Source organism: Pseudomonas sp. NPDC087804, from assembly GCF_044742965.1.
GTDB lineage: Bacteria > Pseudomonadota > Gammaproteobacteria > Pseudomonadales > Pseudomonadaceae > Aquipseudomonas > Aquipseudomonas rustica.
In genome coordinates this window covers 92,427-117,742 of record NZ_JBIUVN010000007.1, presented here as the reverse complement: position 1 = coordinate 117,742, position 25,316 = coordinate 92,427, and the positions used below count along the sequence as shown (strand labels likewise).

Annotated in this window: 9 protein-coding genes and 1 pseudogene; 6 read left to right on the top strand and 4 right to left on the bottom strand. The window is 58.5% G+C overall.

Going from position 1 to position 25,316, the window contains the following annotated elements; genetic code table 11:
- Positions 1-291: 291 nt before the first annotated feature.
- Together ACIOMO_RS13265 and ACIOMO_RS13260 are read left to right on the top strand one after the other, a co-directional pair.
- The gene (locus ACIOMO_RS13265; protein WP_053118206.1) at positions 292-1,185 is read left to right on the top strand and encodes a LysR family transcriptional regulator; all 894 of its coding nucleotides are present in this window, start codon (positions 292-294) and stop codon (positions 1,183-1,185) included.
- Positions 1,186-1,203: 18 nt separating this feature from the next.
- Complete coding sequence (locus ACIOMO_RS13260) at positions 1,204-1,800, top strand: tRNA-uridine aminocarboxypropyltransferase (protein WP_053118208.1); 597 nt, start codon at positions 1,204-1,206, stop codon at positions 1,798-1,800.
- Positions 1,801-1,914: 114 nt separating this feature from the next.
- Here the strand turns inward: ACIOMO_RS13260 and ACIOMO_RS13255 are convergent, their stop codons facing one another.
- From ACIOMO_RS13255 to ACIOMO_RS13245, 3 genes are all read right to left on the bottom strand, one after another.
- Positions 1,915-3,276 carry an HlyD family type I secretion periplasmic adaptor subunit gene (locus ACIOMO_RS13255; RefSeq protein ID WP_053118210.1) on the bottom strand — a complete coding sequence of 454 codons (1,362 nt, stop codon included), beginning with the start codon at positions 3,274-3,276 and terminating at the stop codon, positions 1,915-1,917.
- Between the two features lie 328 nt (positions 3,277-3,604).
- Complete coding sequence (locus ACIOMO_RS13250; RefSeq protein ID WP_400649080.1) at positions 3,605-5,764, bottom strand: type I secretion system permease/ATPase; 2,160 nt, start codon at positions 5,762-5,764, stop codon at positions 3,605-3,607.
- Between the two features lie 183 nt (positions 5,765-5,947).
- Positions 5,948-7,306: a TolC family outer membrane protein gene (locus ACIOMO_RS13245; protein WP_053118214.1), complete on the bottom strand. Its 1,359-nt coding sequence runs from the start codon at positions 7,304-7,306 to the stop codon at positions 5,948-5,950.
- 531 nt (positions 7,307-7,837) lie between these two features.
- Here ACIOMO_RS13245 and ACIOMO_RS13240 point away from each other — a divergent pair.
- The 4 genes from ACIOMO_RS13240 (at position 7,838) to ACIOMO_RS13225 (ending at position 24,428) form a co-directional block, all read left to right on the top strand.
- Positions 7,838-17,215, top strand: coding sequence for a retention module-containing protein (locus ACIOMO_RS13240; protein ID WP_401241187.1), 9,378 nt, complete (start codon positions 7,838-7,840; stop codon positions 17,213-17,215).
- A 251-nt stretch (positions 17,216-17,466) separates the two neighbouring features.
- Positions 17,467-19,401: a hypothetical protein gene (locus tag ACIOMO_RS13235; protein WP_401241185.1), complete on the top strand. Its 1,935-nt coding sequence runs from the start codon at positions 17,467-17,469 to the stop codon at positions 19,399-19,401.
- 101 nt (positions 19,402-19,502) lie between these two features.
- Positions 19,503-21,428, top strand: a complete 1,926-nt coding sequence (locus ACIOMO_RS13230) for a hypothetical protein (RefSeq protein ID WP_401241182.1) — start codon at positions 19,503-19,505, stop codon at positions 21,426-21,428.
- 288 nt (positions 21,429-21,716) lie between these two features.
- A complete protein-coding gene (locus ACIOMO_RS13225) occupies positions 21,717-24,428 on the top strand; it encodes an autotransporter outer membrane beta-barrel domain-containing protein (RefSeq protein WP_401241180.1) in 2,712 nt (903 codons plus the stop codon).
- 68 nt (positions 24,429-24,496) lie between these two features.
- Here ACIOMO_RS13225 and ACIOMO_RS13220 read toward each other — a convergent pair.
- Positions 24,497-25,316: pseudogene (locus ACIOMO_RS13220) on the bottom strand (hypothetical protein); the annotation flags it as partial.

Sequence of the window (25,316 nt, the reverse complement as noted above, 5' to 3'; positions counted from 1 at the left end):
ATCGTCTTTGTTTTATTTATATCGGCGCGCCGTTGAGCACAGGTTCGGACGCCGCTGTGGGGCCGATGATGCGAAATGTAGTGAGGGGAAAGAATCGCTACGGGCAAATACTTAGTTCAGATTTTTCTAAACTAATGGCGAGGCCCGGGATAGACTCTTTACCTGGTTAAATATCCCTGTAGGAGCTGCCGAAGGCTGCGATCTTTTGATCTTGACCCTAAAAACAAAGATCAAAAGATCGCAGCCTTCGGCAGCTCCTACAGGGGAAAAGTCCGATGTTTGGAGAGCCACATGGCCAACGCTTTACCCGACCTGAAACTATTGCGCATCTTCGTCAGCGTCGTGCGCCATCAGGGTTTCGCCAATGCGCAGCAGGAACTCAACCTGTCGACCTCGGCGATCAGCACCTACATGAGCCAGCTCGAAGCCGCGCTCGGTCTGGTGCTGTGCCATCGCGGGCGCGGCGGGTTCAGCCTGACCAGCAAGGGCGAGCTGTTCCATCAGGAAACCCTGCGCCTGCTCGCCGAACTCGAAGGGTTCGAGCAATACGCCGCCGCGCTCAAGGGCGAATTGCGCGGCACGCTCAACCTCGGCGTGATCGACTCCACGGTCAGCGACAAGGCCTTGCCGTTCGCCGAAGCCATCGGCGGTTACAGCCAGGAACACCCGGCGGTGCACCTGCATTTATCGGTGATGAGCCCCTACGAATTGCAACTCGGCGTGCAGGACAATCGCCTCGATCTGGCCATCGGCGCGTTCTCCACACGGATGAGCGGTCTGGTCTATATGCCGCTGTACCGCGAGCAGCACTGGTTGTATTGCAGCAGCCGCCATCCGTTGTTCAACGAGCGGCGCATCCCTGAGCAAGTCATCACCCAGCAGCGCATGGTCGGTCGTGGTTACTGGAGTCAGGCCGAGCTGGCGCGTCACGGTTTCAAGCACAGCGCTGCGACCGTGGAAAGTATGGAGGCGCAGCTGATTCTGGTGCTGTCCGGCGCCTACATTGGTTACTTGCCGGAGCATTACGCGCAGGCGTGGGCCGACAAAGGGGATTTGCGCGTATTGCTGCCGGCGACGTTCGGTTATCAGGCGCCGTTCTCTATGATCATGCGCCGGGGCCGTAGCCGCGAGCCGCTGATCCAGACCTTCCGTGATTTGCTCAAAGCACAGCTCAATCAGGCTTAGCTTGTAGGAAAAATAAGTATGTCCAGACCTCAATGCCCGCGCTGCCTGCGCCCACAAACCCATTGCCTGTGCCCGCTGATCCCCAGCCTCGACAGCCGCACGCGAGTGTTGCTGTTGCAGCATCCGAGCGAGGTCAATCATGCGTTGAACACCGCGCGATTGGCGGCGCTGGGGTTGAGCAATGCCGAGTTGATTGTGGGTGAGGTGTTTGAGGATTTGCCGACGTTGCTGAATCAGCCGGGCTATCGGGCGCGGTTGTTGTTTCCCGCCGATGATGCGCAGCCGATGCAGGCTTACGCTGAGTCGGATGAGCCGTTGTTACTGGTGGTGCCTGATGGAACGTGGCGTAAAGCGCGCAAGATGCTGCACCTCAATCCACTGCTGGCGGCGTTGCCACGGGTGACGCTGGCCGAGGGCGGGGTGTCGCGCTATCGATTGCGTAAGGCCCCGGGGCCGGGGGCGTTGTCGACGGTTGAGGCGATTGTGCAGGCATTGCAAACGCTGGAGGCACCGGTTTCGTTTGAACCGTTGCTCAAGCCCTTTGAAGCGTTGATCGAGGGGCAGATTGCGGCGATGGGGGAGGAGACCTTTCAGCGTAATCATGGCGATAGATGATCGTTCTCACGCTCTGCGTGGGAATTCATCCAGTGACGCTCTGCGTCACAGTCGCAAAGGGACGCGGAGCGTCCCGGGCGGCATTCCCACGCGGAGCATGGGAACGATCATTCGCTACCGCTCGCGCATCGCCTCGGTTCTGGCCTTCAGCACCGGTTTCAGCAAGTAATCCAGCACACTTTTCTCGCCGGTAATGATGTCCACCGTCGCAACCATTCCCGGAATAATCAGCAACGGCTTCACATCCCCGCCCAAATGGTTTTTATCGGTGCGCACCTGAATCAGGTAAAAGCTGTTGCCCTTGTCATCAGTAATCGTGTCCGCGCCGATCAACTCAAGCTTGGCGCTCAGCCCGCCGTAAATCGTGTAGTCATAAGCACTGAACTTGACCATCGCCTTCTGCCCCGGATGCAGAAACGCCACATCCTGCGGGCGCACTTTGGCTTCGATCAGCAGGTTGTCCTCCAGCGGCACGATTTCAACCATGTCGCTGCCCGGCTGCACCACGCCGCCGATGGTGTTGACCTTCAATTGCTTGATCACGCCGTGCACCGGTGAAGTCACGGTGGTGCGGGTGACCCGGTCGTCGATGGCGATGCTGGTCGCGGTGATTTTTGACAGGTCGGTGCGTTTCTCATTTAGCTCTTTGGCGGCTTCGGAGCGGAAGGTTTGTTCGGATTCGTCGATCTTGCTGCGGATCTCGGCAATCGCCGATTCGGCGCGGGGAATGGCGAGTGTGGTGGCGTTCAGCGAACCTCGGATCTCCACCGCGCTGCGCTTCAATCGCAGGATCTCCACCGGCGACACTGCACCGGTTTTCACCAGCGGTTCGGACATGTTCATTTCTTGCTGCAGCAAGGCCAGACTGGAACTGAACTGGCCCTGCTTGGAACGAAATTCCGCCAGTTCCTGGGTTTTCTGCCGCAGTTGTTCGCTGAGGGTTCGTTGTTCACTGGCCAGTCGGCGCTGGCGTTGGTCATACAGCGAGCGCTCGTCTTCAGCGACTTGCGGCGCTTTGGCGACCACTTCATCGGAGAGCTTGAACGGCCGGCCTTCCGCTTCGGCCGACAGTCTTTCGACCTGCGCCGTCAGCGCATAACGATCGGCCTCGCTCTCGCCTTTGTTCGAACGGAAGCGCGTGTCATCCAGACGCAGCAGGGTGTCGCCCTTGTTCACCATTTGCCCTTCACGCACGAAGATCTCGGTAACGATGCCGCCCTCAAGGTTCTGGATCACCTGAATCTTGCTCGACGGAATCGCCTTGCCTTCGCCCATGGTCACTTCTTCGAGCACGGCGAATTTGGCCCAGACCACCGCACTGATCAGCAGCCCTGCCGCCAGCCACACGGTGATCCGCGACCAGCGCGGCGAATCCTGCAACGCGGCCCCGGCGGTTTCCGGCATGAACTCAGCCTCGGCGCTTTTGCCGAAACTGTCGAAGTAGCCGCGAGATTTGCTATCTGAAGATGCCGACATGGGGCGATACCCCTCAATTAAGAAACATCAAACTGGATGACCCAACAGTGGCCAGGGAGCTTCCCTTCGCCACAGAACCTTCCTGTGCCCAGAGAACTTCCTGTGTTCAGAGAACTTCCCTGGTGGCCACAGAAAATGCCTGTGGCCAAAAAGCTTTCCTGTGGTGAGGGGATTTATCCCCGATGGGTTGCGCAGCAGCCTCAAAAAACTCATGGGCGCTGCGCACCCAATCGGGGATAAATCCCCTCGCCACAGGTTTTGTGTAAGGCACAGGTTCTGTGCAATGCAGGGCACTTTTTTGTGTAAGCCATAAATTATGGTTAAGCATCTACACCGCCGCAGAGCCGACGCGGCCCTTGCGCAGTGCTTCGATGACTGCTTCTTTCGGGCCGTCGGCGACGATCCGGCCGTTGTCGAGTACCAGCAGCCGATCCACCAGGCTCAGCATCGAGGTGCGGTGGGTGACCAGCAGCAGGGTTTTGCCTTGCACCCAGCCATGAAGTTTCTGGCGCAGGATGTCTTCGCTGCTGTTGTCCATGGCGCTGGTGGGTTCGTCGAGGAGCATGATCGGCGGGTCGAGCAACAGCGAACGCGCGAGTAATACCGCTTGGCGTTGGCCGCCGGAAAGCAATTGCCCGCGCTCACCGACCGGCCGATCAAAACCTTGCGGATGCTGGCGAGCGAGTTCGGTGACGCCGGTCAGCTCAGCCACTTCAAGCATCCGCGAATCGCTGACGTAGCGTGCGCCGAGGGTGAGGTTATCGCGCAGGCTGCCCGCCAGCAGCGGCAGGTCGTGGGCGACATAGCCGATTTGCTGGCGCAGATCCGCGACATCCAGTTGCCGCAGGTCGAGACCGTCGAGCAGCAACTGGCCTTCTTCTGGCTCATAGAAACCCATCACCAACCGCGCCAAGGTGCTTTTACCCGAGCCACTGCGACCGATAATGCCAACCCGCTCACCGGCTTTGAGACTGAAACTGATGTTGCTCAGGGCCGGCGCATTCTGGCCGTTGTAGTGAAAGGTCACGCCGCTGACGTCCAGCGCGCCTTGCAGTTGCGTGCGTTCCAGCGGCCGCTGTTTGCCGTCGCGTTCCTGCGGCAACGACATCAATGCGTCGGTGCTTTTCATGGTCAATTGCGCTTGCTGATAACGGGTGATCAGCCCGGCGATCTGCCCCAGCGGCGCGAGTACGCGGCTGCCGAGCATGTAGCTGGCGACCAGCGCACCGACGCTGAGGTTGCCGGCGATGATGCTGTAAACCCCGGCGACAATCGTCGCCATCCCCGAGAACTGCTGAATGAACAATGTGCCGTTGGTTGCCAGCGCCGAGAGATTGCGCGCATGGCTGTCGAGGCGGGTGAGGGCGCCGTGGGTGCTTTCCCATTTGTGCTGGCGCTCGCTTTCGGCACTGCAGGCCTTGAGGGTTTCCAGACCGCCGAGTGTTTCGATCAACACGGCCTGGCGTTCGGCGCCGAGGCTCAGGCTTTTCTGCACGGTGTCGCGCAGACGCACCTGAATCGCCAAAGCGAAAATGATCGTGATCGGAAACGCCAACATCGGAATCACCACCAGCCAGCCGCCGAGGAGGCCTATCACCACCAGCATCAAAACGACGAAGGGCAGGTCGATCAGGCTGGTCAGGGTGACGGCGGTGAGGAATTCACGCAGACCCTGGAAGTCATGAATGCTCTGCGCAAACCCGCCGATGGTCGCTGGCCGCGCCTTCATCGACATGCCGGTGATGCGTTCAAACAAAGTCGCGGAAAGGATCACATCGGTTTTCTTGCCGGCGGTGTCGAGCAAGTGCGCACGCACCACCCGCAGCACCAGTTCGAAACCGGTGCCGATCAACAGACCGATCGACAGCACCCACAAGGTCGATGTCGCTTGGTTTGGCACCACGCGGTCGTAGGTCTGCATGACGAACAGCGGCACCATCAGGCCCAGCAGGTTGATCAGGAAACTGGCGAGAATCGCGTCGCCGTAAAGCCATTTCGACAGCTTCAGGGTATCGCGAAACCAGGCATGCACGCGCGGCACCAGCGGCGAGCGCAGGTCTTCAAGTTCGTGGCGCGGCCGGGCGAACAAGGCCTGGCCGCTGTAGTGTTCGGTGAGTTCTTCACGGCTGACCCATTGCTCGCCGCCATCGGCTTCGCTGGGCAGAATCAGCGCTTTGCCGTCATCGCCGAAACGCCGCAGCACGGCGGTGCGACCGTCGTTGAGCAACAACAGAATTGGCAGGTTCAGTGGTGAGATGTCTTTGAGTTCACGGCGCAACATCCGCGCCTGCAACCCCGCACGAGCAGCAGCGCGGGGTAACAAATCGAGGCTCAGACGTTGTTTGTTCAGCGGCAGCCCGGCACTCAGGCTGGCGCGACTGACTGTCGCGCCATGCAGTTTGCAGAGAATCAACAGACCGTCGAGTAACGGATCATCGAAGCTCAGCCGCGGATCGACCCCAGAGTTGCCGGGTTCCATGCTGGTCATATTGATCGCTCCTTTGAACTGGCTCGGACACCCACATCAACCCTGCTGCATGATCGTTCCCACGCTCTGCGTGGGAATGCCTCTAGGGACGCTCTGCGTCCAGTGACGCGGAGCGTCACGGGCTTCATTCCCACGCAGAGCGTGGGAACGATCATGCAGCCTTCGGCAGCTCCTACAGAGGGGTTATTTCAGCTCTGGGAGGCGGGCTTCGTTTTTCACTTCGCTGGAGGCGATCGCATCGGCGGGCAGCACCACCCGTTGTTTGCTCAGCAACTGGCCCATGTTCGCCAGCACGCGGTACATCGAATATTCCTCGGTGTAGCGGATTTCGGTGTAGCGACGGTTGGCGTTGTAGAGCTCGTTTTCACTGTCGAGCAAGTCAAGCAGGGTACGTTGGCCGAGGCCGAACTGATCCTGATACGCGGCGCGTACACGCTTGGTGGTTTCCGCGTATTCGCGGGCGGTCGGGGTCTGTTTCTTCGCGTTGAGCATGGCGTTCCAGGCCAAGTGAATGTTCTCGTTGAGCTGACGCAGGGCGTTGTTGCGGATGTCCATTGCCTGATTGATCTGGTGCGCATCGGAGGCCAGTCGCGCCTTGTCGCTGCCGCCACGGAACAGGTTGTAGTTCATGATCACGCCGACACGCCATTCGTTGTCGTGACCTTCATCGCCCTGCACGTTGTTGTTCGCGCCCACCGCTGCTTCTGCGTCGAAACGTGGGTAGAACGGCGACTTGGCGACTTCGTATTGGCTCTCGGCCGATTGCACGTCGGCCTGCGCCGATTTCAGGTACGGGTTGTTTTCGACCATGCTCTGCTGGGCTTCCGGCAGGGTGGTCGGCAACTCGCCACGGGTCGTGGCCGGGGCTTCCAGTTCATCAGGCATGCGCCCGACGACGCTGAAGAAGTTCGACTCGGCATCCGCCAGATCGACTTCAGCGGTGTCGAGGTTGTTTTGCGCCAGCGCTTTACGCGCCACCGATTGATCGGAGTCGGCAGTGCTGCCGATGCCACGCTCGGTGCGCAGGCCAATCTGATCGTTGACGCGCAAGTGCGCTTGCAGGTTGTTCGTGGCCAGGGTCACCAGTTCGCGGCGCTTGAGCACTTCGAGGTAGACCTCGATGGTGCGCAGGGCCAGATCCTGAGCGGTGCCTTGCGCGTAGTAGGCGCGCGAATTGGACACGCCTTTGGTGCGCTCAACCTCGTTGGCGGTGTTGAAACCGTCGAACAGCATTTGCCGCAAGCGCAGCTCGGACTGGGTGTAATTGAGAATTCGTGTGTCGTGGTTACCGAAGGCGCGGGTGTTGGTGTTGTCGCTGTAGCCGCGCCCGTAGGCGGCGTTCAAATCGACGGACGGATAGAAACCGCCCTTGGCGACTTTGACTTGTTCATCAGCCGACAGGCGTGCGTCCACGCGCGAAGCGAGTTCCGGGTGGGTGGCGATGGTGCTTTGGATCGCCTCGGTGAGGTTCATGGCCTGGGCTTGGGATGTGCAAGCCATGGCCAGCAAAACCGCGCTGCAGAGGGGGGTTAAAACGCGCATGGGTGCATCTCCCTGAGTCCTGATGGTGTGTTACTGTCGCCAAAAATTTGACGATATTTTTAGTGGAAAGCGTTTCACTCTTGTAACAACAGAGCTAAGAACATAATGAAGCGTAGCTAAGAAAAAATTTTCATAAGGCTTATTCCGAAAAAAACTTATGCGGTTTGTAAAATCCGGCACATTGTTCAGCTCGAAAGCCTTTGTTTTATGCGCGCTAGGGAGCGCAGAAAGGCTTGAGGAAAGTTCCATTCACTTTGCGACATACGGCGAAGTACTGCTGAAGGGGAGGGACGCGTAGCGTCTGGGGAGCGACAGATTTTTGTCACTCGAGTGATTCACCGGCGTTACGTAGCGCTCGTGGGAATGCTGCATTGATCAGGGTTTTCAAGTGCTTGATAGCACTGATGTTTCCTGAACGGCGCAACCTGCGAACGAACTGTCGAAGGCGCGAGCGTCGCCACGGCAACCCGATTGAGCCATGGGCTACTTCGTTAACCAGTGCCGACAGTGGTCGGCAGCGGAGGAATTCACATGGCAACGCTCATCGGTACCGTCACTAAAGTCATTGGTCAGGTTTTCGCACAGGCAGCGGATGGCACAAAACGCGCCTTGGTCGAAGGCGATCGGCTGTTTGCCGGCGATCAATTGATCACCGGGGCCGAAGGCGCCGTCGCCGTTCATCTGCAAAATGGCAAAGAGCTAACCCTTGGGCGCGGCAGCAGCATGACCCTGTCCGGGCAACTGCTCGCCGATCAAGCCGCGCACGTGAACGCGGCCGAGGCGGTGACGCCGAGCGAAGCGCAACTGACCGACGTTGAGCAAATCCAGAAAGCCATCGCCGCCGGTGATGACCCGTCGAAAACCGCTGAAGCCACTGCCGCCGGGCCAAACGCTCCGGGTGGCGCGCCAGGTGAAGCGGGCGGTGGTCACAGTTTTGTCTTGCTGACGGAAGTCGGCGGGCGGGTTGATCCGATCATCGGTTTCCCCACCGCCGGGTTCGGCGGCATTCCTGAATTCCCCGAAGAACGCCACAACGTGGTGATCGACAACGGCGACGACACACCAGTGATTGTGCCGCCACCGGTCAACAACCTGGTGACCCTCAACGGCCTGTCCGTGCCGGGTGGCGAGCTGAACCTCAACGAAGCCAATCTGCCTGACGGCTCGGCCGCCAATCCGGCAGCGCTGACCCAAAGTGGCAGCTTCACCGTTAACGCGCCGGACGGTTTGACCAGCCTCAGCGTCGGCGGCATCAGCCTGGTCAACGGTGGTGTAGCGGTCGGTTTCCCGCAGTCGATCACCACGCAATTGGGCAACACCCTGACCATTACCGGCTACAACGCAAGCACCGGTGTCGTCACCTACAGCTATACCCTCAACGGCAACGACACCCATGCAGCGGGCGATGGCGCGAACAACCTCAGTGAACAATTCACCGTGGTTGCCGGCGACAGCAATGGCGATACCGCGACCGGTTCGCTCGACGTCAACATCACCGACGACGTGCCGCGCGCGGTGGATGACAGCAACAGCTCAACCGCTTCGGAAACCTTGCTGACGCTGACCGGCAACGTGCTGACCAACGATGTGCAAGGCGCTGACCGCGTGGCCACCGGCCCGGTGACGCCCGGCACGTTCACCGGCACTTACGGCACCCTGGTGCTGAACGCCAACGGCACTTACACCTACACGCTGAATACCAGCGATGCCGATTTCAAAGCGCTGCACGGCGGTGGCAACGGCACCGAAACCTTCGCCTACACCCTCACCGATTCCGACGGCGATAGCAGCACCGCGAATCTGGTTTTGCAGATCCACAACAACGACGACCCGGTGACCCTCGGCGGTTTGAATATTGCGGGCGGCGAGCTGACGGTTTTCGAGAAAAACCTGGCCCTGGGAAGTTCACCTGATTCGGCAGCGCTGACGCAAAATGGCAGCTTCACGGTGACGGCACTCGATGGCGTCACCACGCTGACCGTCGGCGGTATTGCTGTGGTCACCAACGGTGTCGCGGCTGGTTTTCCGCAATCGGTGACGACGCCGCTGGGCAGCACGTTGACCATTACCGGGTTCAACGCGGCGACAGGCGTGGTCAGTTACAGCTACACGCTGGTCGATAACGAAACGCATCCGAACGCCAATGGCGCGAACACTCTGCCAGAGCAATTCGCCGTCACCGTCGTCGATGACAACGGCACCACTGCCAATGCGACCCTCGATGTGAACATCATCGACGACCTGCCAAAAGCGGTGGATGACAGCAACACCGGCACCGCCTCGGAGACCAATCTCAGCCTCACTGGCAACGTGTTGACCAACGATGTGCAGGGCGCCGACCGCGTGGCCACTGGCGAGACTGCCGGGCCGATCACCGCCGGTACGTTTGCGGGGACTTACGGGACTTTGGTGCTCAACGCCAACGGCACTTACACCTACACGCTGAACACCAGCGATGCGGATTTCAAAGCGCTGCACGGTGGCGGTAACGGCACCGAGACGTTCACCTACACCATCACCGATTCCGACGGCGACACCAGCACCGCGAACCTCGTCTTGCAGATCCACAACAACGACGATCCTGTGATCATCAACGGCCTCAACGTCAACGGCGGCGAACTCACCGTTTACGAGAAAAACCTCAGCGACGGCAGCGCACCAGATTCCGGTGCACTGACTCAAAGCGGCACGTTCAACATCACTGCGCTGGACGGCGTGACCACGTTGACCGTTGGCGGCATCGCCGTCGTCACCAACGGCGTAGCCGCAGGCTTCCCGCAATCAATCACCACCCCGTTGGGCAGCACACTGACCATCACCGGTTTCAACGAAACCACCGGCGTCGTCAGCTACAGCTACACCTTGGTCGACAACGAAGCGCACCCAACCGCTAACGGCGCAAACAACCTGTCAGAACAGTTCGCCGTCACCGTCGTCGACGATAACGGCACCACGGCCAATGCGACCCTCGATGTGAATATCGTCGATGACTTGCCAAAAGGCGTGGATGACTCGAACGCAGGCACCGCCTCGGAAACCAATCTGTCGCTCACTGGCAACGTGTTGATCAACGATGTGCAGGGCGCCGACCGTGTGGTCATCGGCGAGAATGCCGGGCCAATCACCGCCGGTACGTTTGCGGGGACTTACGGCACATTGGTGCTCAACGCCAACGGCACTTACACCTACACCCTCAACACCACTGACGCCGATTTCAAAGCGCTGCACGGTGGCGGCAACGGGACAGAAACCTTCACCTACACCATCACCGATTCCGACGGCGATACCAGCACCGCAAACCTCGTCTTGCAGATCCACAACAACGACGACCCGGTGATCATCAACGGCCTCAACGTGAATGGCGGCGAACTCACCGTTTACGAAAAAAACCTCAGCGACGGCAGCGCACCAGACTCCGGTGCATTGACGCAAAGCGGCACCTTCAACATCACCGCACTCGACGGCGTGACCACGCTGACCGTGGGCGGCATTGCCGTCGTCACCAACGGCGTAGCAGCAGGTTTCCCGCAATCAATCACCACGCCATTGGGCAGCACACTGACCATCACCGGTTTCAATGAAACCACCGGCGTCGTCAGCTACAGCTACACCCTGGTCGATAACGAAGCGCACCCAACCGCCAACGGCGCAAACAATCTGCCAGAGCAGTTCGCCGTCACCGTCGTCGATGACAACGGCACCACCGCCAATGCGACCCTCGATGTAAACATCATCGACGACCTGCCAAAAGGCGTGGACGACAGCAACGCCGGCACCGCCTCAGAAACCCTGCTGAGCCTGTCCGGCAACGTACTGACCAACGACGTACAAGGCGCCGATCGCGTACCTACCGGCCCGAATGCCGGCCCAATCACCGCCGGTACGTTCTCCGGGACTTACGGCACATTGGTGCTCAACGCCAACGGCACGTACACCTACACGCTGAACACCACCGACGCCGATTTCAAAGCGCTGCACGGTGGCGGTAACGGCACTGAAACCTTCACCTACACCATCACCGATTCCGATGGCGATACCAGCACCGCAAACCTCGTGCTGCAGATCCACAACAACGACGATCCGGTGATCATCAACGGCCTCAACGTCAACGGCGGCGAACTCACCGTTTACGAGAAAAACCTCAGCGACGGTAGCGCACCAGACTCCGGTGCACTGACGCAAAGCGGCACCTTCAACATCACCGCACTCGACGGCGTCACCACGTTGACCGTTGGCGGCATCGCCGTCGTCACCAACGGCGTAGCAGCAGGTTTCCCACAATCAATCACCACGCCATTGGGCAGCACACTGACCATCACCGGTTTCAACGAAACCACCGGCGTCGTCAGTTACAGCTACACCCTGGTCGATAACGAAGCGCACCCAACCGCCAACGGCGCAAACAATCTGCCAGAGCAGTTCGCCGTCACCGTCGTCGATGACAACGGCACCACCGCCAACGCGACCCTCGACGTCAACATCGTCGACGACTTGCCTAAAGCGCTGGACGACAGCAATACAACCACGGCGTCGGAAAGCCAACTGACGCTGACCGGCAACGTCCTGACCAACGATGTGCAGGGCGCCGACCGTGTCGCCAGCGGGCCGGTGACCGCCGGTACGTTCACCGGGACTTACGGCACCTTGGTGCTCAACGCCAACGGCACGTACACCTACACCCTCGACACCACCGATGCCGACTTCAAAAATCTGCACGGCGGCGGCAACGGTACCGAGAATTTCACCTACACCATCACCGACTCCGACGGCGATACCAGCACCGCGAACCTGGTGCTGAACATCCATAACAATGACGATCCAGTGGTGCTCAACGGCCTCGACGTCAATGGCGGCGAACTGACGGTCTACGAGAAAAATCTCGGTGACGGCACCGACCCCAATACCCCGGCGCTGACCCAGAGCGGCACCTTCACCGTCACTGCTCTCGACGGTCTGCAAACCCTGACCGTCGGCGGCATCAACGTGGTGACCGGTGGCGTCGCCGCAGGTTTCCCGCAATCGATCACCACGCCGTTGGGCAGCACGCTGACCATCACCGGTTACAACGAAACCACCGGTGTCGTTAGCTACAGCTACACCTTGGTCGATAACGAAACCCACCCGAATGCCAACGGCGCCAACAGCATCACCGAGAACTTCAACGTGGTGGCGACGGACACCGATGGCAGCACCGCCAACGGCCAGATCAACGTCAACATCGTCGATGATTTGCCGAGCGCCCACCCTGATGCCGCGTCGGTGGCAGAGGGCGGAACCGTCAGCGGCAATGTGCTCGACAACGATATCGGCGGCGCCGATGGCCCGGCGGCGACCGGCGCGGTGGTTGGCGTGCGTGCCGGCGCCGACACGTCGACCTCGGCCCTCGGTGGCCTGAACAGCAACATCAACGGCACCTACGGCTACCTGACCCTGGATGCCAACGGCAACGCCGTCTACCACAGCAATCCCAATGCGGTGAACGGCCCGGGCGCGGTGGATGTATTCACCTACACCGTGCGCGATTCCGACGGTGACGAAAGCACCACAACCATCACCATCGACGTCGCCAACAGCAAACTGTATGCGACCAGCGACACCGATGTCACCGTGTTCGAGAAAGCACTCGACCTGACCAAGGACGGCGCGGATCTGGCCCCCGGTACGGTCACCGGCAGCGACCCGAGCAACACCGGCGAAACCGCGTCCGGCACCCTGGTCGGCTCGGTCACTGGCGCGGTCGGCGCGATCAGCTATGCATTGGTCGGCAGTGCCACCGGCAACTACGGACAGATTGTCCTCAACCCCAACGGCACCTACACCTACACCCTGACATCGCCGGCGACCACCACGCCGCATGCCGATGACGGCGCCAACATCCTGACCGAAAGTTTTACCTATCAGGCCACCGATTCGCTGGGCAACATCGTCACCAGCACCATCGTCGTCAGCATCGTCGACGACGTGCCACATGCAGTGAACGACAGCAACGGCAACAGCGCTTCGGAAAGCCTGTTGACCCTCACCGGCAACGTGCTGACCAACGATGTGCAAGGCGCCGACGTGGTCGCGAGCGGGCCGATTACTCCCGGCACCTTCACCGGCACCTACGGCAAACTGGTGCTCAACGCCGACGGCTCGTACACCTACACGCTGGACACCACCGATGCCGACTTCAAAAATCTGCACGGCGGTGGCAACGGCACCGAGACGTTCACCTACACCCTGACCGATGCCGATGGCGACGTCAGCACCGCCAACCTGGTGCTGAACATCCACAACAATGACGATCCGGTGGTGCTCAACGGTCTCGACGTCAACGGCGGCGAACTCACCGTTTACGAGAAAAACCTCAGCGACGGCACCAGCCCGAACACAGCCTTGCTGACCCAAAGCGGCACCTTCACCGTGACCGCCCTCGACGGCCTGCAAACCCTGACGGTCGGCGGCATTGCCGTGGTGACCAACGGTGTCGCCGCAGGCTTCCCGCAATCGGTGGTTTCGCCGCTGGGCAGCACCTTCACCATCACTAATTACAACCCGACCACCGGTGTCGTGAGTTACAGCTACACCCTGGTCGACAACGAAACCCACCCGAACGCCAATGGTGCCAACAGCCTCACCGAGAACTTCAACGTGGTGGCGACGGACACCGACGGCAGCACTGCCAACGGCCAGATCAACGTCAACATCATCGATGACCTGCCGACCGCCAAAGCCGACACCGGCTCGGTGGCCGAGGGCGGTACCGTCAACATCAGCGTGCTGGGCAATGACGTCACCGGCGCCGATGGCGCAGCAACAGGCGGGGCGGTGGTCGGCGTGCGCGCCGGCAGCAACACCGGCACCTCGGCCATCGGCGGGCTCAACAGCAACATCAACGGCAACTTCGGTTACCTGACCCTCGATGCTGCGGGCAACGCTGTTTATCACAGCAACCCGAACTCGGTGAGCCCTGCGGGCGCGACCGACACGTTCACCTACACCATCCGCGACAGCGACGGCGATGAAAGCACCACGACCATCACCATCAACGTCGCCGACAGCAAACTGATTGCCTCGGTCGATCAGGACGTCACGGTCTACGAAAAAGCCCTCGACCTGACCAAGGACGGCCAGGATCTGGCCGCCGGCACGGTCACCGGCAGCGAGCCGACCAACACCGGCGAAACCGCGACGGGCACGCTGGTCGGCGCGGTCACCGGCGGCAGCGGCGCGCTGACCTACACCTTGGTCGGCAGCGCCACCGGCAGCTACGGGCAGATCCAGCTGAATGCCGACGGCACCTACACCTACACGCTGACTTCGGCGCCGAAAACCTCGCCGAACGCCAACGACGGCGCGAACACCCTCAGCGAAAGTTTCACCTACAAAGCCACCGATGCGCTGGGCAACAGCACCACCAGCACCATCGTCGTCAACATCGTCGATGACGTGCCAAAAGCCGTGGCTTCCGATCGTTCGGTGGCGGCGGTGGAGATCGATTCCAACCTGCTGATCGTCCTCGACATCTCCGGCAGTATGGCCGACGCCTCCGGCGTGCCGGGTCTGTCGCGGCTGGCGCTGGCCAAGCAGGCCATTAGTGCCTTGCTCGACAAATACGACGATCTCGGCGACGTGAAGGTGCAACTGGTGACCTTCAGCAGCAGCGCTACCGATCGCACCTCGGTGTGGGTCGATATCGCCACTGCCAAGACGATACTGGCGGGTTTGACCGCGGGCGGCGGCACCAACTACGACGCCGCCGTGGCGACCATGCAGACTGCGTTCAACACCTCGGGCAAACTCACCGGCGCGCAGAATGTTGGCTACTTCTTCTCCGACGGTAAACCGACCACTGGCCAGGAAATCGGCACGGCGGATGAAACCGCGCTGAAAGCCTTCCTCGACGCCAACAACATCCGTAACTACGCGATCGGTCTGGGCAGCGGCGTGAGCAACGCCAACCTCGATCCAGTGGCGTACGACGGCATCACCCACACCAACACCAACGCTGTAGTGGTGACAGATCTCAACCAACTCAACTCGGTGCTCTCGGGCACGGTGGTCGGCGCACCGGTCACCGGTTCGCTACTGGGCGAGGGCGGTACGTTCGGCGCGGATGGCGGCTTTATCAAAACCATCGTCGTCGACGGCACCACCTACACCTACGATCCGAAAGCGCTCAGCGGGCAGGGTTCGTTAACTAACGTTGGCACCAACCACGGCACGTTCAACACCGTGAACAATTCGGTGAGCATCGCCACCAACAATGGCGGCACGCTGGTGATCAACCTCGATACCGGCGACTACACCTACACCTCGCAGAAAACCACCGCCGTGGTGATCACCGAGAACATCGGCTTCACCGTCAGCGACAACGACGGCGACCTCGCCAGTTCGACACTGACCGTGAAAGTGATCCCCAACGCGCCGCCGGTGGCGGCGGACGATCACGTCATCACCAACGTGCTGTCGAGCAACGTGGTGGTGCCGGGCGAACTGTTACTGGCCAACGACACCGATCCGAATGGCGATACGCTCAACGCCACGCCAACGACGTTCAATACCGGTTGGATCTCGAAAGCGGCGGACTTCACCGGCACCGGGGCGATCAACTTCACTGGCACCAACGCCAATACCGCGGCCAACCAGAACCTGGCTAACGTGCGCAATTCGTTCAGTGCCAACGCGGCAACCATGACCGCAGTGCTGGTGGTCAGCGGCTATCTCGGCGCAGTGACCAACAGCAACGCCAACGATGAAGACCGCATCACCGTCAATCTGCGTCAGGGTGAGACCCTAAATCTGGATCACAACCTGGCGGCCGGTCACGTCACCATGGAGTACTCGATCAACGGCGGCGCTTACACCACGCTGGCAGACGGGCAAACGCTGACGGCAGCCGCGAATGGGACCTATCAGATCCACATCACCAACATCGCCGATCCAAGCGGCGGCGGTAACCCCAACGCGGCGGAAAACTACCAACTGACCATGACCCTCAACTACGCCGGGGCCCACGACATCACCCCGGACTTCAACGGCACCTACACCGCCAACGACAACCATGGCGGCAGCGACACTGCCAACGTCAGCATCAGCTATCAGGACGGCCACACCCTCACCGGAACCTCCGGCGATGACATCCTCGTCGCAGGCACCGGCAACAACATCATCAACGCCGGCGACGGCAACGATGTGCTTACCGCAGGCTCCGGCAACAATGAAATGCACGGCGGCGCCGGCAACGATTTGCTCTACAGCGGCCCGGGCAATGACCTTCTCGATGGCGGCACCGGCACGGACACGGCGAGCTATGCCCACGCCACCGCCGGCGTCACGGTCAACCTCGGCCTGCTCGGTGCGCAAAACACCCTCGGTGCCGGAACTGACACCCTCACGGGCATCGAAAACCTCGTCGGCTCGAACTTCAACGACACGTTGACCGGCGACAACAATAACAACGTGATCAATGGTGGGCTGGGCAACGACATCCTCAACGGCGGCGGCGGTGACGACTTGCTGATCGGCGGCCTGGGCAACAATACCCTGACCGGCGGAGCAGGGGCCGACACCTTCCAGTACCTCAAGGGCAACAGCGGCCACGACACCATCACCGACTTCACCCCCGGCACCGACAAGCTCGACCTGTCGCAACTGCTGCAAGGTGAAAACGGCACCACGGCGTCGCTCGATGACTACCTGCACTTCACCGTCACCGGCACGGGCGCGTCGGTGCTCACCAGCATCGACGTCAGCGCCATGGCCGGTGCCACGCCAAACCAGACCATCGACCTGGCCGGCGTCAACCTCGCCAGCCACTACGGTGTAACACCGGGGGCCGGCGGGATGATTGCCAGCGGGCACGACACGGCGACTATCATCACCGGCATGCTCAACGATCATTCGTTGAAGGTCGATACCGTCTGATCCGAGGCTGAAACGACAAAACCCGCGCTCCCGGTTGAAAGGGAGGGCGGGTTTTTTTACGTCTGAAAATAATGGATCTCAATGATATTCCCGGCGTGTGAGGAAGCTCAGGTGGGCAGTTCTCCGACGAACGGTCGCAAAACCTGTAATTTCTGACAGTAGTCAGAACCTGCCCTCGCGCATTAAATGAAGCCATGCATTGACGGCGCAAATCGCGCCGCTCCGCAACTTTCATAAGGGAAGGCCGGGAAATGGACAAGCATGAACATCCTGCCGAGCCGCCGATCGATGGCCTCGCTGAAATAGCTGCCGCGATGGAAGCACCCAAAGTCCCCGCTGTGCTCGATCCGGATGATCCCAAGGGATTGCTGCCGCTGACAGCATTGGGTGACAGGCTGGCGGTGACCTTCGAAGACTTCGGCCAAGGAATGGCACCGGGTGAGCTCGACCTTGTTGAGTTGGGTTTTATGCCCAAAGGCGGGGTCTTCAATAACGTCGATGAGCGTTGGTACCCGACCAGCGACCCCATCAGCTGGCCACAAACCCTTTATGTGCCCCGGGATCTTCTGTCGCACGGCGTGTATGAAGTGGCGATCCGCGTCTCCATTTACGGCAGTAATCCGAACCCCGGAGACCGTAAAACCCTGACGATCGATACCAACAAGCCCAATTTCGGCAACAAGCCAGGGGCCGTGATATTCCCCGCCGAATTGGGCGGCACTGTCGACGAAATCTTCTTGGAGCAAGAGGGTGAGGTCAACGTGCTGGTGCCTTGGTATATCGACGCCGAAAGCGGCGATCGGGCAGTGTATTACTGGACATCGGAGCAAGACCCTCCGGACACCGAGACCCCGGTTCGTGAGCAGGAATTCAGTGCCGAAGACATCGCCGCGAAACGCCTGAACATCACGGTGTACGCCGATGAAATTCGTGCTGGTGGCGCGGGTAAACGCTTCCTTTATTACTTCCTCAGAGATCGCGCGGGGAATGAAGGGCGACACTCCTTTCTTTCGCCGATCAATGTTGATCTGACTCCCGCTCCCGGTGCCCTGCCACCTCCAAGGGTTCCGCTGTCCGCCAGAGGTCTGGTGGATCGGCAGCAGGCCCGGGACGGGCTGTTTGTTGAGATCGATCAATACGACCTTGCGGATTCCGCGCAATGGGTCGCGGTTTTCTGGGACGGTATCGCGCTTGCCGAGATTCCCGTGGATCTTGCCGGTTTTCCGTTGAAAGCCCCCGTGCCCTGGCCGGCGTTGCACGACAGAGGCGACGGGCCATTTCGAGCAAAGATTTACTACAAAATAAGGCCGGGAGCGGCGTACGGAAGGCCTTCGCCAGAGATATCGGTCGCAGTCAACCTGACGCTGGCGGGCCAGGATCATGACAAGGCACCCGCCCTGATTAATGAAGACCTCGCGTTGGTTGAGGTGTATGGGGAGCATTCAGCCACCCTCAACACGTTGCTCACTGAGGATCACGGATTCCCGGCCACTGTGTCACTGACGCTGTACGACGCACCCGAAGCGGGACAGTTGCTGGAACTTCACTGGGGCAGTTACACAGGGGCTGTTGCTCAGTACAAAGTTCAGCCTGGCGATGTGGCCGGTCAACCGATCTCCTTTATCGTGCCGTGGCATGTAATCGACAGCGATAAAAAGAATCCGGCCTTGCCGGTGTTCTACACCACCGACAACGGAGTGAATCAGCAACAGTCGCTACCGACCCATGTCAGGGTCGACATTGTCGTCATCGACAACATGAAGGAACCACTGTTTCCCCATGCCGGAAAGGAAGGCGTGCTCCATTGTTGCGCCAGACCCCGATTGTGGGAGGGCGTCACGGTAAGAATTCCCGCCGACCCGAATATCGAGCAGGGCGATACGCTCATTGTTATATGGCAGGGATGCGCGGGGCCCAACGGTACACGACCTATTCCCGGAACTTACCGGGAAATTGAACACCCGCTGCCGACACGGGTGCCTGGCACAGACATCGATATTGTCGTTGCGGATTACGACAGGTTGATCGCCCCCATGGTCAATAACGGTTCCGCACTGGTGTATTACAAATTGCGTAAGTCAGGAGGCGGGCGCGGAACGTCTCGACCGGACTTTGTCATCATCAACCGGACTATGCCCAGCGGCGACATCTGTTCGCCAACTAATGATGTGTGTCAGGAAGACTGAAGCAGTTTCAAATCGTGTAATGCAGTGAATGCCGAGTCCGCTTCGTCAATCAGTAGTGGAAGCAAATGACTTGGCGCGTCTATTTGATCAGGAGATCGGTTATGACTTATTTTAAAGAGTTGTCGGCGGCAAAAAAATCTTCTCGCAAACAGTTGAGTGCCTTGCGTAAGTCTTTATTGACAGCCGGTGCGGCGCCGCAAGTTGAAGGGATGTTGGGCCCGATCGCGGGGGACGATATTCACAAGTTGCCAGTTATCCTTCAGGGGAAAGACTGCCCCGTTAAACTTAATGATGTGCAAGTTCCTCCTGGCGCAAAACCCGATGAAACATTTATCTCCCTTTGTAAAGACGGGGTACCGTTTGGGGGATGGGTAGACCTTCCAATGGTGCCAGACAATCCATTTCTAATGACATTGGGCGGAGCCTTTACGACGACGTCAGGGTTGTTCAATTTGTCTTACAAAATCGAATACGGGGGTAATGACAGTCAATCAGAATCGTTGATATTTTTTATCGATACTACCGCTCCCGGTTTTGGATTACCCGCTACGCCGGGTACTCCTCCGGTTGAAGTTATTGATGGTCTGGTGACACGAGATATTCTGGCTGACCTCGATGGCATCACCATGACGCTTGATGCCCCAGGTGATATTAAGCCAGGTGATATTTACAACGGATATTATGGGAAGAGCGACCCTGGTGTGTCGGTGGGTTCTTATAAAGTTGTCGAAGACACGACGTTACCCATTGAAATAAAAATTGAAAAAAACATTATCGAAACGATGGGCGAAGGCCAGCATATTTTTTATTGTAAATACGAAGATCGGGTCGGCAATATCGGGCCGTCATCCAATCCGTTTACATTCACCATTCAGCTTCGACCCACCCCAAGTGCTTTGAAGCCTCCAGAGGTTCCACTACATGAAGATGATGATCTGATAGATCTGGACGATGCAGTTCCCTCGTTAGGGGTCGTCATTCCGGTGTTTGATAATGGCATTCCAGGGGACGCCGTTCGCGTAACCTTTGATGGGAAAATTCAACCACCTAAACCTACTGACGGTAAGACTGCGGTGATTGTTGATGTGCCGTTTCTGGATGTGAAGGGTACTGATCCCGGGCCGAAAGACGTAACGCTTACTTACGAGATTTTACGGGAGGGCAAACCTTATCCCGAAGGAACCGCAGTGCCCCTCAAGGTTGACTTGTCTATTGCAGGTCCGGTTAACCCTGAGCCCGATCCGGAGTTGGGCAATCCGAACCTGACAAAACTGATTGTCAAAGGCAGCACCGGCAATGACAAGTTGGTAGAAGCGGACGTGGGCAATGATATTGATATTGATCTGACTATTTACACCGGTTACAAGGACGGCGATATCGTCGATCTTGTCTGGGAAGGCGTTAAGGTGCCACCGCCCAACGGGCAATACGAGGTTGACGGGACGGAGGTCGCAGGATTTAAAATTCCTTTCAAACTGCCCAAGGCAGTGTTCCTGGACAGTGGTAATGGTATTAAGTCAGCGCGGTATGTTATTTCCAACCCAACGGCAAATGGTGACAATGAAAACCCGTCGCCACCGACCGCGGTGGACGCTTATATTATTCCAATCGTCTTGCCAGCTCCCAAGATTCTGAATCTGTACACCAATCCTGCCAATCGCGAGTTCCTTAACTGCAGTTCACTTCGTAGTATTCCGGTGGTGGGCTGGGGTGCCATCGTTAAAGTTGACGGTGATACGGATTTTGCACCGAACATGAAATTAAAGTTCAAGTGGGTTGGTAAGTCCTCGGATCCAGATGCTGATCCCATTGAGGATTTTCTGTTTGAAAAAGAGCTGAAGGGGCTAGAGCATGTTCTTGGGTTTGAGGTTTATTTGCCGTTCGAAACAGCGCTGAAAACGATCGGCGATGGAGAAGGGGAAATCAGCTATGTCGCTGAGATTGATGGCCATGATCGATCGGGAGGGTCACATAAGGTCAGGGTTGTAATGATCAATAATGAAGGTGGTTTCTGCCCTCTTCCTTAAATATTTTGTGTGAATTTTGAAGTTGACAGGCGGGGGGCTTTGTCGTCTGTCAATTTCTTACATTTGCGGAGGTGAATTCTTGCTTAACTTAAGATTAGTCCTACAGAGTAATTACCTGATTCCTTGTATCGTGCGCTCGTTTTAATCATCTGATTCGTGGGAAGGCTTGTCTTCTGAAAGTTTCAAGGAGGTTTCATGGGCGTTTGTACACCTCAATTTTCGTTAGGATTGATCAGTAAAAACTTTATCTGGTTAACCTTGGTCCCCATTTTTTCTTCAAGCCCCCTAGTGTGTGCAGCGACCTTTATCGAAGCGGGCGAAACGCTGAATATTGATCAGACTACGGCGCAGGACAACTACCTCGCACGCAACGGCGGTGTATTGAATGCCAACGGTGCCAATACGTTCGAGGTGTTAATAAACAGCGGATCCGTTCTTAACGCAGTAGGTGGAACCTATGCCGGACGCTCCGGCAACGCCGGCGTATCCGTCACCAACGCCAGTGCCAGTCTGACCGATGCCATTGTGACGGGTGATCGTATGGGTATGTCGGTCAATCGGGTGGCGGGCAGCCCCACCGGCTCCAGCGCAGTAATCAGTGGTAGCCAGATCACTGGCCGAACGGCAGGGCTCGAAACGTCCGGCGGCAGCACGACCGTCATGACCGATACTCACCTCACGGCCACTGCGGCGACGGGGGTGGGCCTGAATTCCTTTGGGGGAGAAGTGCATGCCAAAGGCGGCAGCATCATGGGTGGTTTGCATGGCATTCGCTTACGGCCCGACACTCAAGGCATAGGCAACGGCGCCAACGTGATTCTTGATAATGTCCAGGTGCAAGGACAGACCGGCGCGGCGATCCTCGCGACATCCGGGGTGACCTCTCATATTCAAGTGCTTAATTACACACGCCTGCTTTCCGGCAATGGCATCTTGCTGGACGTTCAGGAAGCTTCGAATGTAACGATGGAGGTGGTCGGCAGTACGCTTGAAGGCAAGCTGAACGTCGCTGACAACAGCACGGCCAATCTCGCGTTCCAACATGGTCTTATGGCGGGCGACGTGCTGGTTGGTGAAGCCTCCACCACTGCCCTGCACCTTGACCGCAGCGAACTTCGCGGCAATATCGATATCGCAGATAACAGCAAGGGCGACCTTATCTTCGACCAGTCTCAAATGACAGGCGACGTGTTGGTCAATGACTCGACCGCGACCCTCGTGTTTGCCAACGGCAGCAATCTGGAAGGCAACGTCAGCTTCACCGGCAACAGCAGCGCTGGCCTGACCTTCGATCAGAGCCAGATGAAAGGCGATGTACTGATCGATAGCCTGCCCGACACGACGGCCGTGAACTTTGCCAACAACAGCGTACTCACCGGCAATGTGAACATCGCGGGTGGCAGCCACGTCGATCTGAACTTCGATCAAAGTCAACTCGCCGGCGATGTCCGGGTCGCCGGTAACTCGACGACGCAGATGGCGCTGAACAACAGCACGTTTCTCGGCAACCTGAATATCAGCGATGACAGCACCGCCAATCTGACGCTCAATCAAAGCCAGATGACAGGTGACGTACTGGTCAATGGGTTAAACACCACTGAGTCGGTCACCCTGGAAAATCAGTCGCAACTCACCGGGCGTCTCGACAAGGTCAACAGCGTTAACATCAAAAGCCAATCAAACTGGACGCTGACGGGTAACGACAACATTGGTACGTTGGCCATGAATGGTGGCAGCGTCACGTTTGGCGCTGCCGAGGCAACCAGCACTTATTACACACTCAACGTCGGCACGTTGGCAGGTACCACCGGTACGTTTGTGATGAAGGGCGATTTTGGCAGCGGCGAGAGTGACAAACTCATAGTGGCTGGACAATCGACGGGGAATTACGGGCTTGCCGTCGCGGCCTCCGGGCTGGATGCGGTAGCCCCCGAGCAGGTTGTACTGGTGCGTACCGGCACCACCGATGGCGCCAGTTTTACGTTGGCGGGCGATCGTGCGGTGGATCTCGGCACCTGGTCTTACAGCCTGGCCAGTCGAACCAATGCCGAGGGCGGCAAAGAGTGGTACCTCGATCCGACCACCGAAGTCATCAGCCCCGGTGCTCAGTCGATTCTGGCCTTGTTCAACACCCCGGTCACCAGTTGGTATGGCGAACAGTCGTCACTGCGCACCCGCATGGGCGAACTGCGTTTGAACGGTGGTCAGTCCGGCGGCTGGATGCGCACCTATGGCAGCCAGTACAACGTCGCTGATGGCTCGGGCGTGGGCTATCAGCAAAATCAGCAAGGGATCTCGCTGGGCGCCGATGCGCGAGTCGGCGACAGTCAGTGGCTGGTCGGTGTGCTGGCGGGGACGAGCAAGTCGGATCTGAATCTCGATCACGGCACCACGGGCACCGTAAAAAGCTACTACGTCGGGCCCTACGCAACCTGGCTGGACGCCGACACCGGCTACTACTTCGACGGTGTGCTCAAGTTCAACCGGTTCCGCAACGAGTCCAAGGTTAACCTCAGCGATGCCACCCGCGCCAAGGGTGATTACGACAACTGGGGCCTCGGCGCTTCGGCGGAATTTGGTCGGCAATTCAAACTCGCCGACGGCTACTTCATCGAACCGTTCACCCAATGGTCTGCGGTGCAAATTCAGGGCAAACGCTACACCCTGGACAACGACATGACAGCCGACGGCGACACTACGCGTTCCTTGCTCGGCAAGGCGGGCGTTACGGTTGGCCGTAACTTCGAGTTCGGCAAGGCCAGTATTGCGCAGCCTTATCTGCGCATGGCGGTCGCTCATGAGTTTGCGAAGAATAATGAAGTGAAGGTCAACGACAACGTATTCAACAATGACCTGTCAGGCACACGCGGCGAGTTTGGCGCAGGTGTGGCAGTGGCGATGTCCGAGAAGTGGCAGGTGCATGCGGACTTTGATTACTCGAATGGGGAACATATTGAGAAGCCGTGGGGGGCGACACTGGGGGTGCGTTGGTTTTGGTAACGAAACCGTCTGACGCTCATTCGAAAAAAGCCTCGCAGGTCGCGAGGCTTTTTTAATCACTAACTCCTTTATGTCATGAGTTTTACGCAAAGGTCATCGAAATCTATGTAGGTCCCTTCGCTACCGGCATTTGCTAGCTGGATAGTTACGTTTCTGGTACCCGTCAGTGTGAGAGACGCGTGGTAGTTTGCCCAAGTCGTCGTCAAATCCCATATGTTTCGATCCTGGAACATTATCTGCAGAATCGCTCGTGAATCGTCACTACGAGCTCGAAGAGTAAATTGGTATTGGCCGGCCTGCAAAGTAAAGGTTTTTCTTACTTCCGGTATCAATCTGGGCATTCTTATCAAGTAGTTATCGCCTTCAATTCTCAGTATGTTCGCGCCCGCCGGTACGGTTTGCCAGCCGTTGAAGTTTCCAAGAGTGAAATCTGTGCAGTCATGTAAGGCGGCGGTGACGGTAAACGTTCGTTCTGGCGATACTGCACCATCGCCATACAACGCCAGTGCGGTGAGGCTGTAACCTTTGACAGTCAAACCAGTGACGACCTGGCTCCAGTCACCCGAGGCATTGGCGGTCGGTTCGCCCAACGGAGTACTGCCATCGCGCAGACGGATTTTCTGATTCGGACTGGCCTTGCCGGTAACGGTGACAGAGCGATCGAACGTCGTCCCGCCATGGGCAACAGTGCCTTTGGAATCGGTGACATTGGCTATGGTCGGCGCAACGGATTGAGCCACCGTAAAGGTTCGGGCCGCAGACTCCGCACCATCGCCATACAACGCCAGCGCCGTGAGGCTGTAACCTTTGACAGTCAAACCAGTGACGACCTGGCTCCAGTCACCCGAGGCATTGGCGGTCGGTTCGCCCAACGGAGTACTGCCATCG

What these genes read in the sequence shown, in the direction of transcription:
- ACIOMO_RS13255 (WP_053118210.1), bottom strand. Translation starts at nt 3,276, where the DNA reads ATGTCGGCATCTTCAGATAGCAAATCTCGCGGCTACTTCGACAGTTTC.
- ACIOMO_RS13260 (WP_053118208.1), top strand. Translation starts at nt 1,204, where the DNA reads ATGTCCAGACCTCAATGCCCGCGCTGCCTGCGCCCACAAACCCATTGC.
- ACIOMO_RS13250 (WP_400649080.1), bottom strand. Translation starts at nt 5,764, where the DNA reads ATGACCAGCATGGAACCCGGCAACTCTGGGGTCGATCCGCGGCTGAGC.
- ACIOMO_RS13240 (WP_401241187.1), top strand. Translation starts at nt 7,838, where the DNA reads ATGGCAACGCTCATCGGTACCGTCACTAAAGTCATTGGTCAGGTTTTC.
- ACIOMO_RS13235 (WP_401241185.1), top strand. Translation starts at nt 17,467, where the DNA reads ATGGACAAGCATGAACATCCTGCCGAGCCGCCGATCGATGGCCTCGCT.
- ACIOMO_RS13230 (WP_401241182.1), top strand. Translation starts at nt 19,503, where the DNA reads ATGACTTATTTTAAAGAGTTGTCGGCGGCAAAAAAATCTTCTCGCAAA.
- ACIOMO_RS13265 (WP_053118206.1), top strand. Translation starts at nt 292, where the DNA reads ATGGCCAACGCTTTACCCGACCTGAAACTATTGCGCATCTTCGTCAGC.
- ACIOMO_RS13245 (WP_053118214.1), bottom strand. Translation starts at nt 7,306, where the DNA reads ATGCGCGTTTTAACCCCCCTCTGCAGCGCGGTTTTGCTGGCCATGGCT.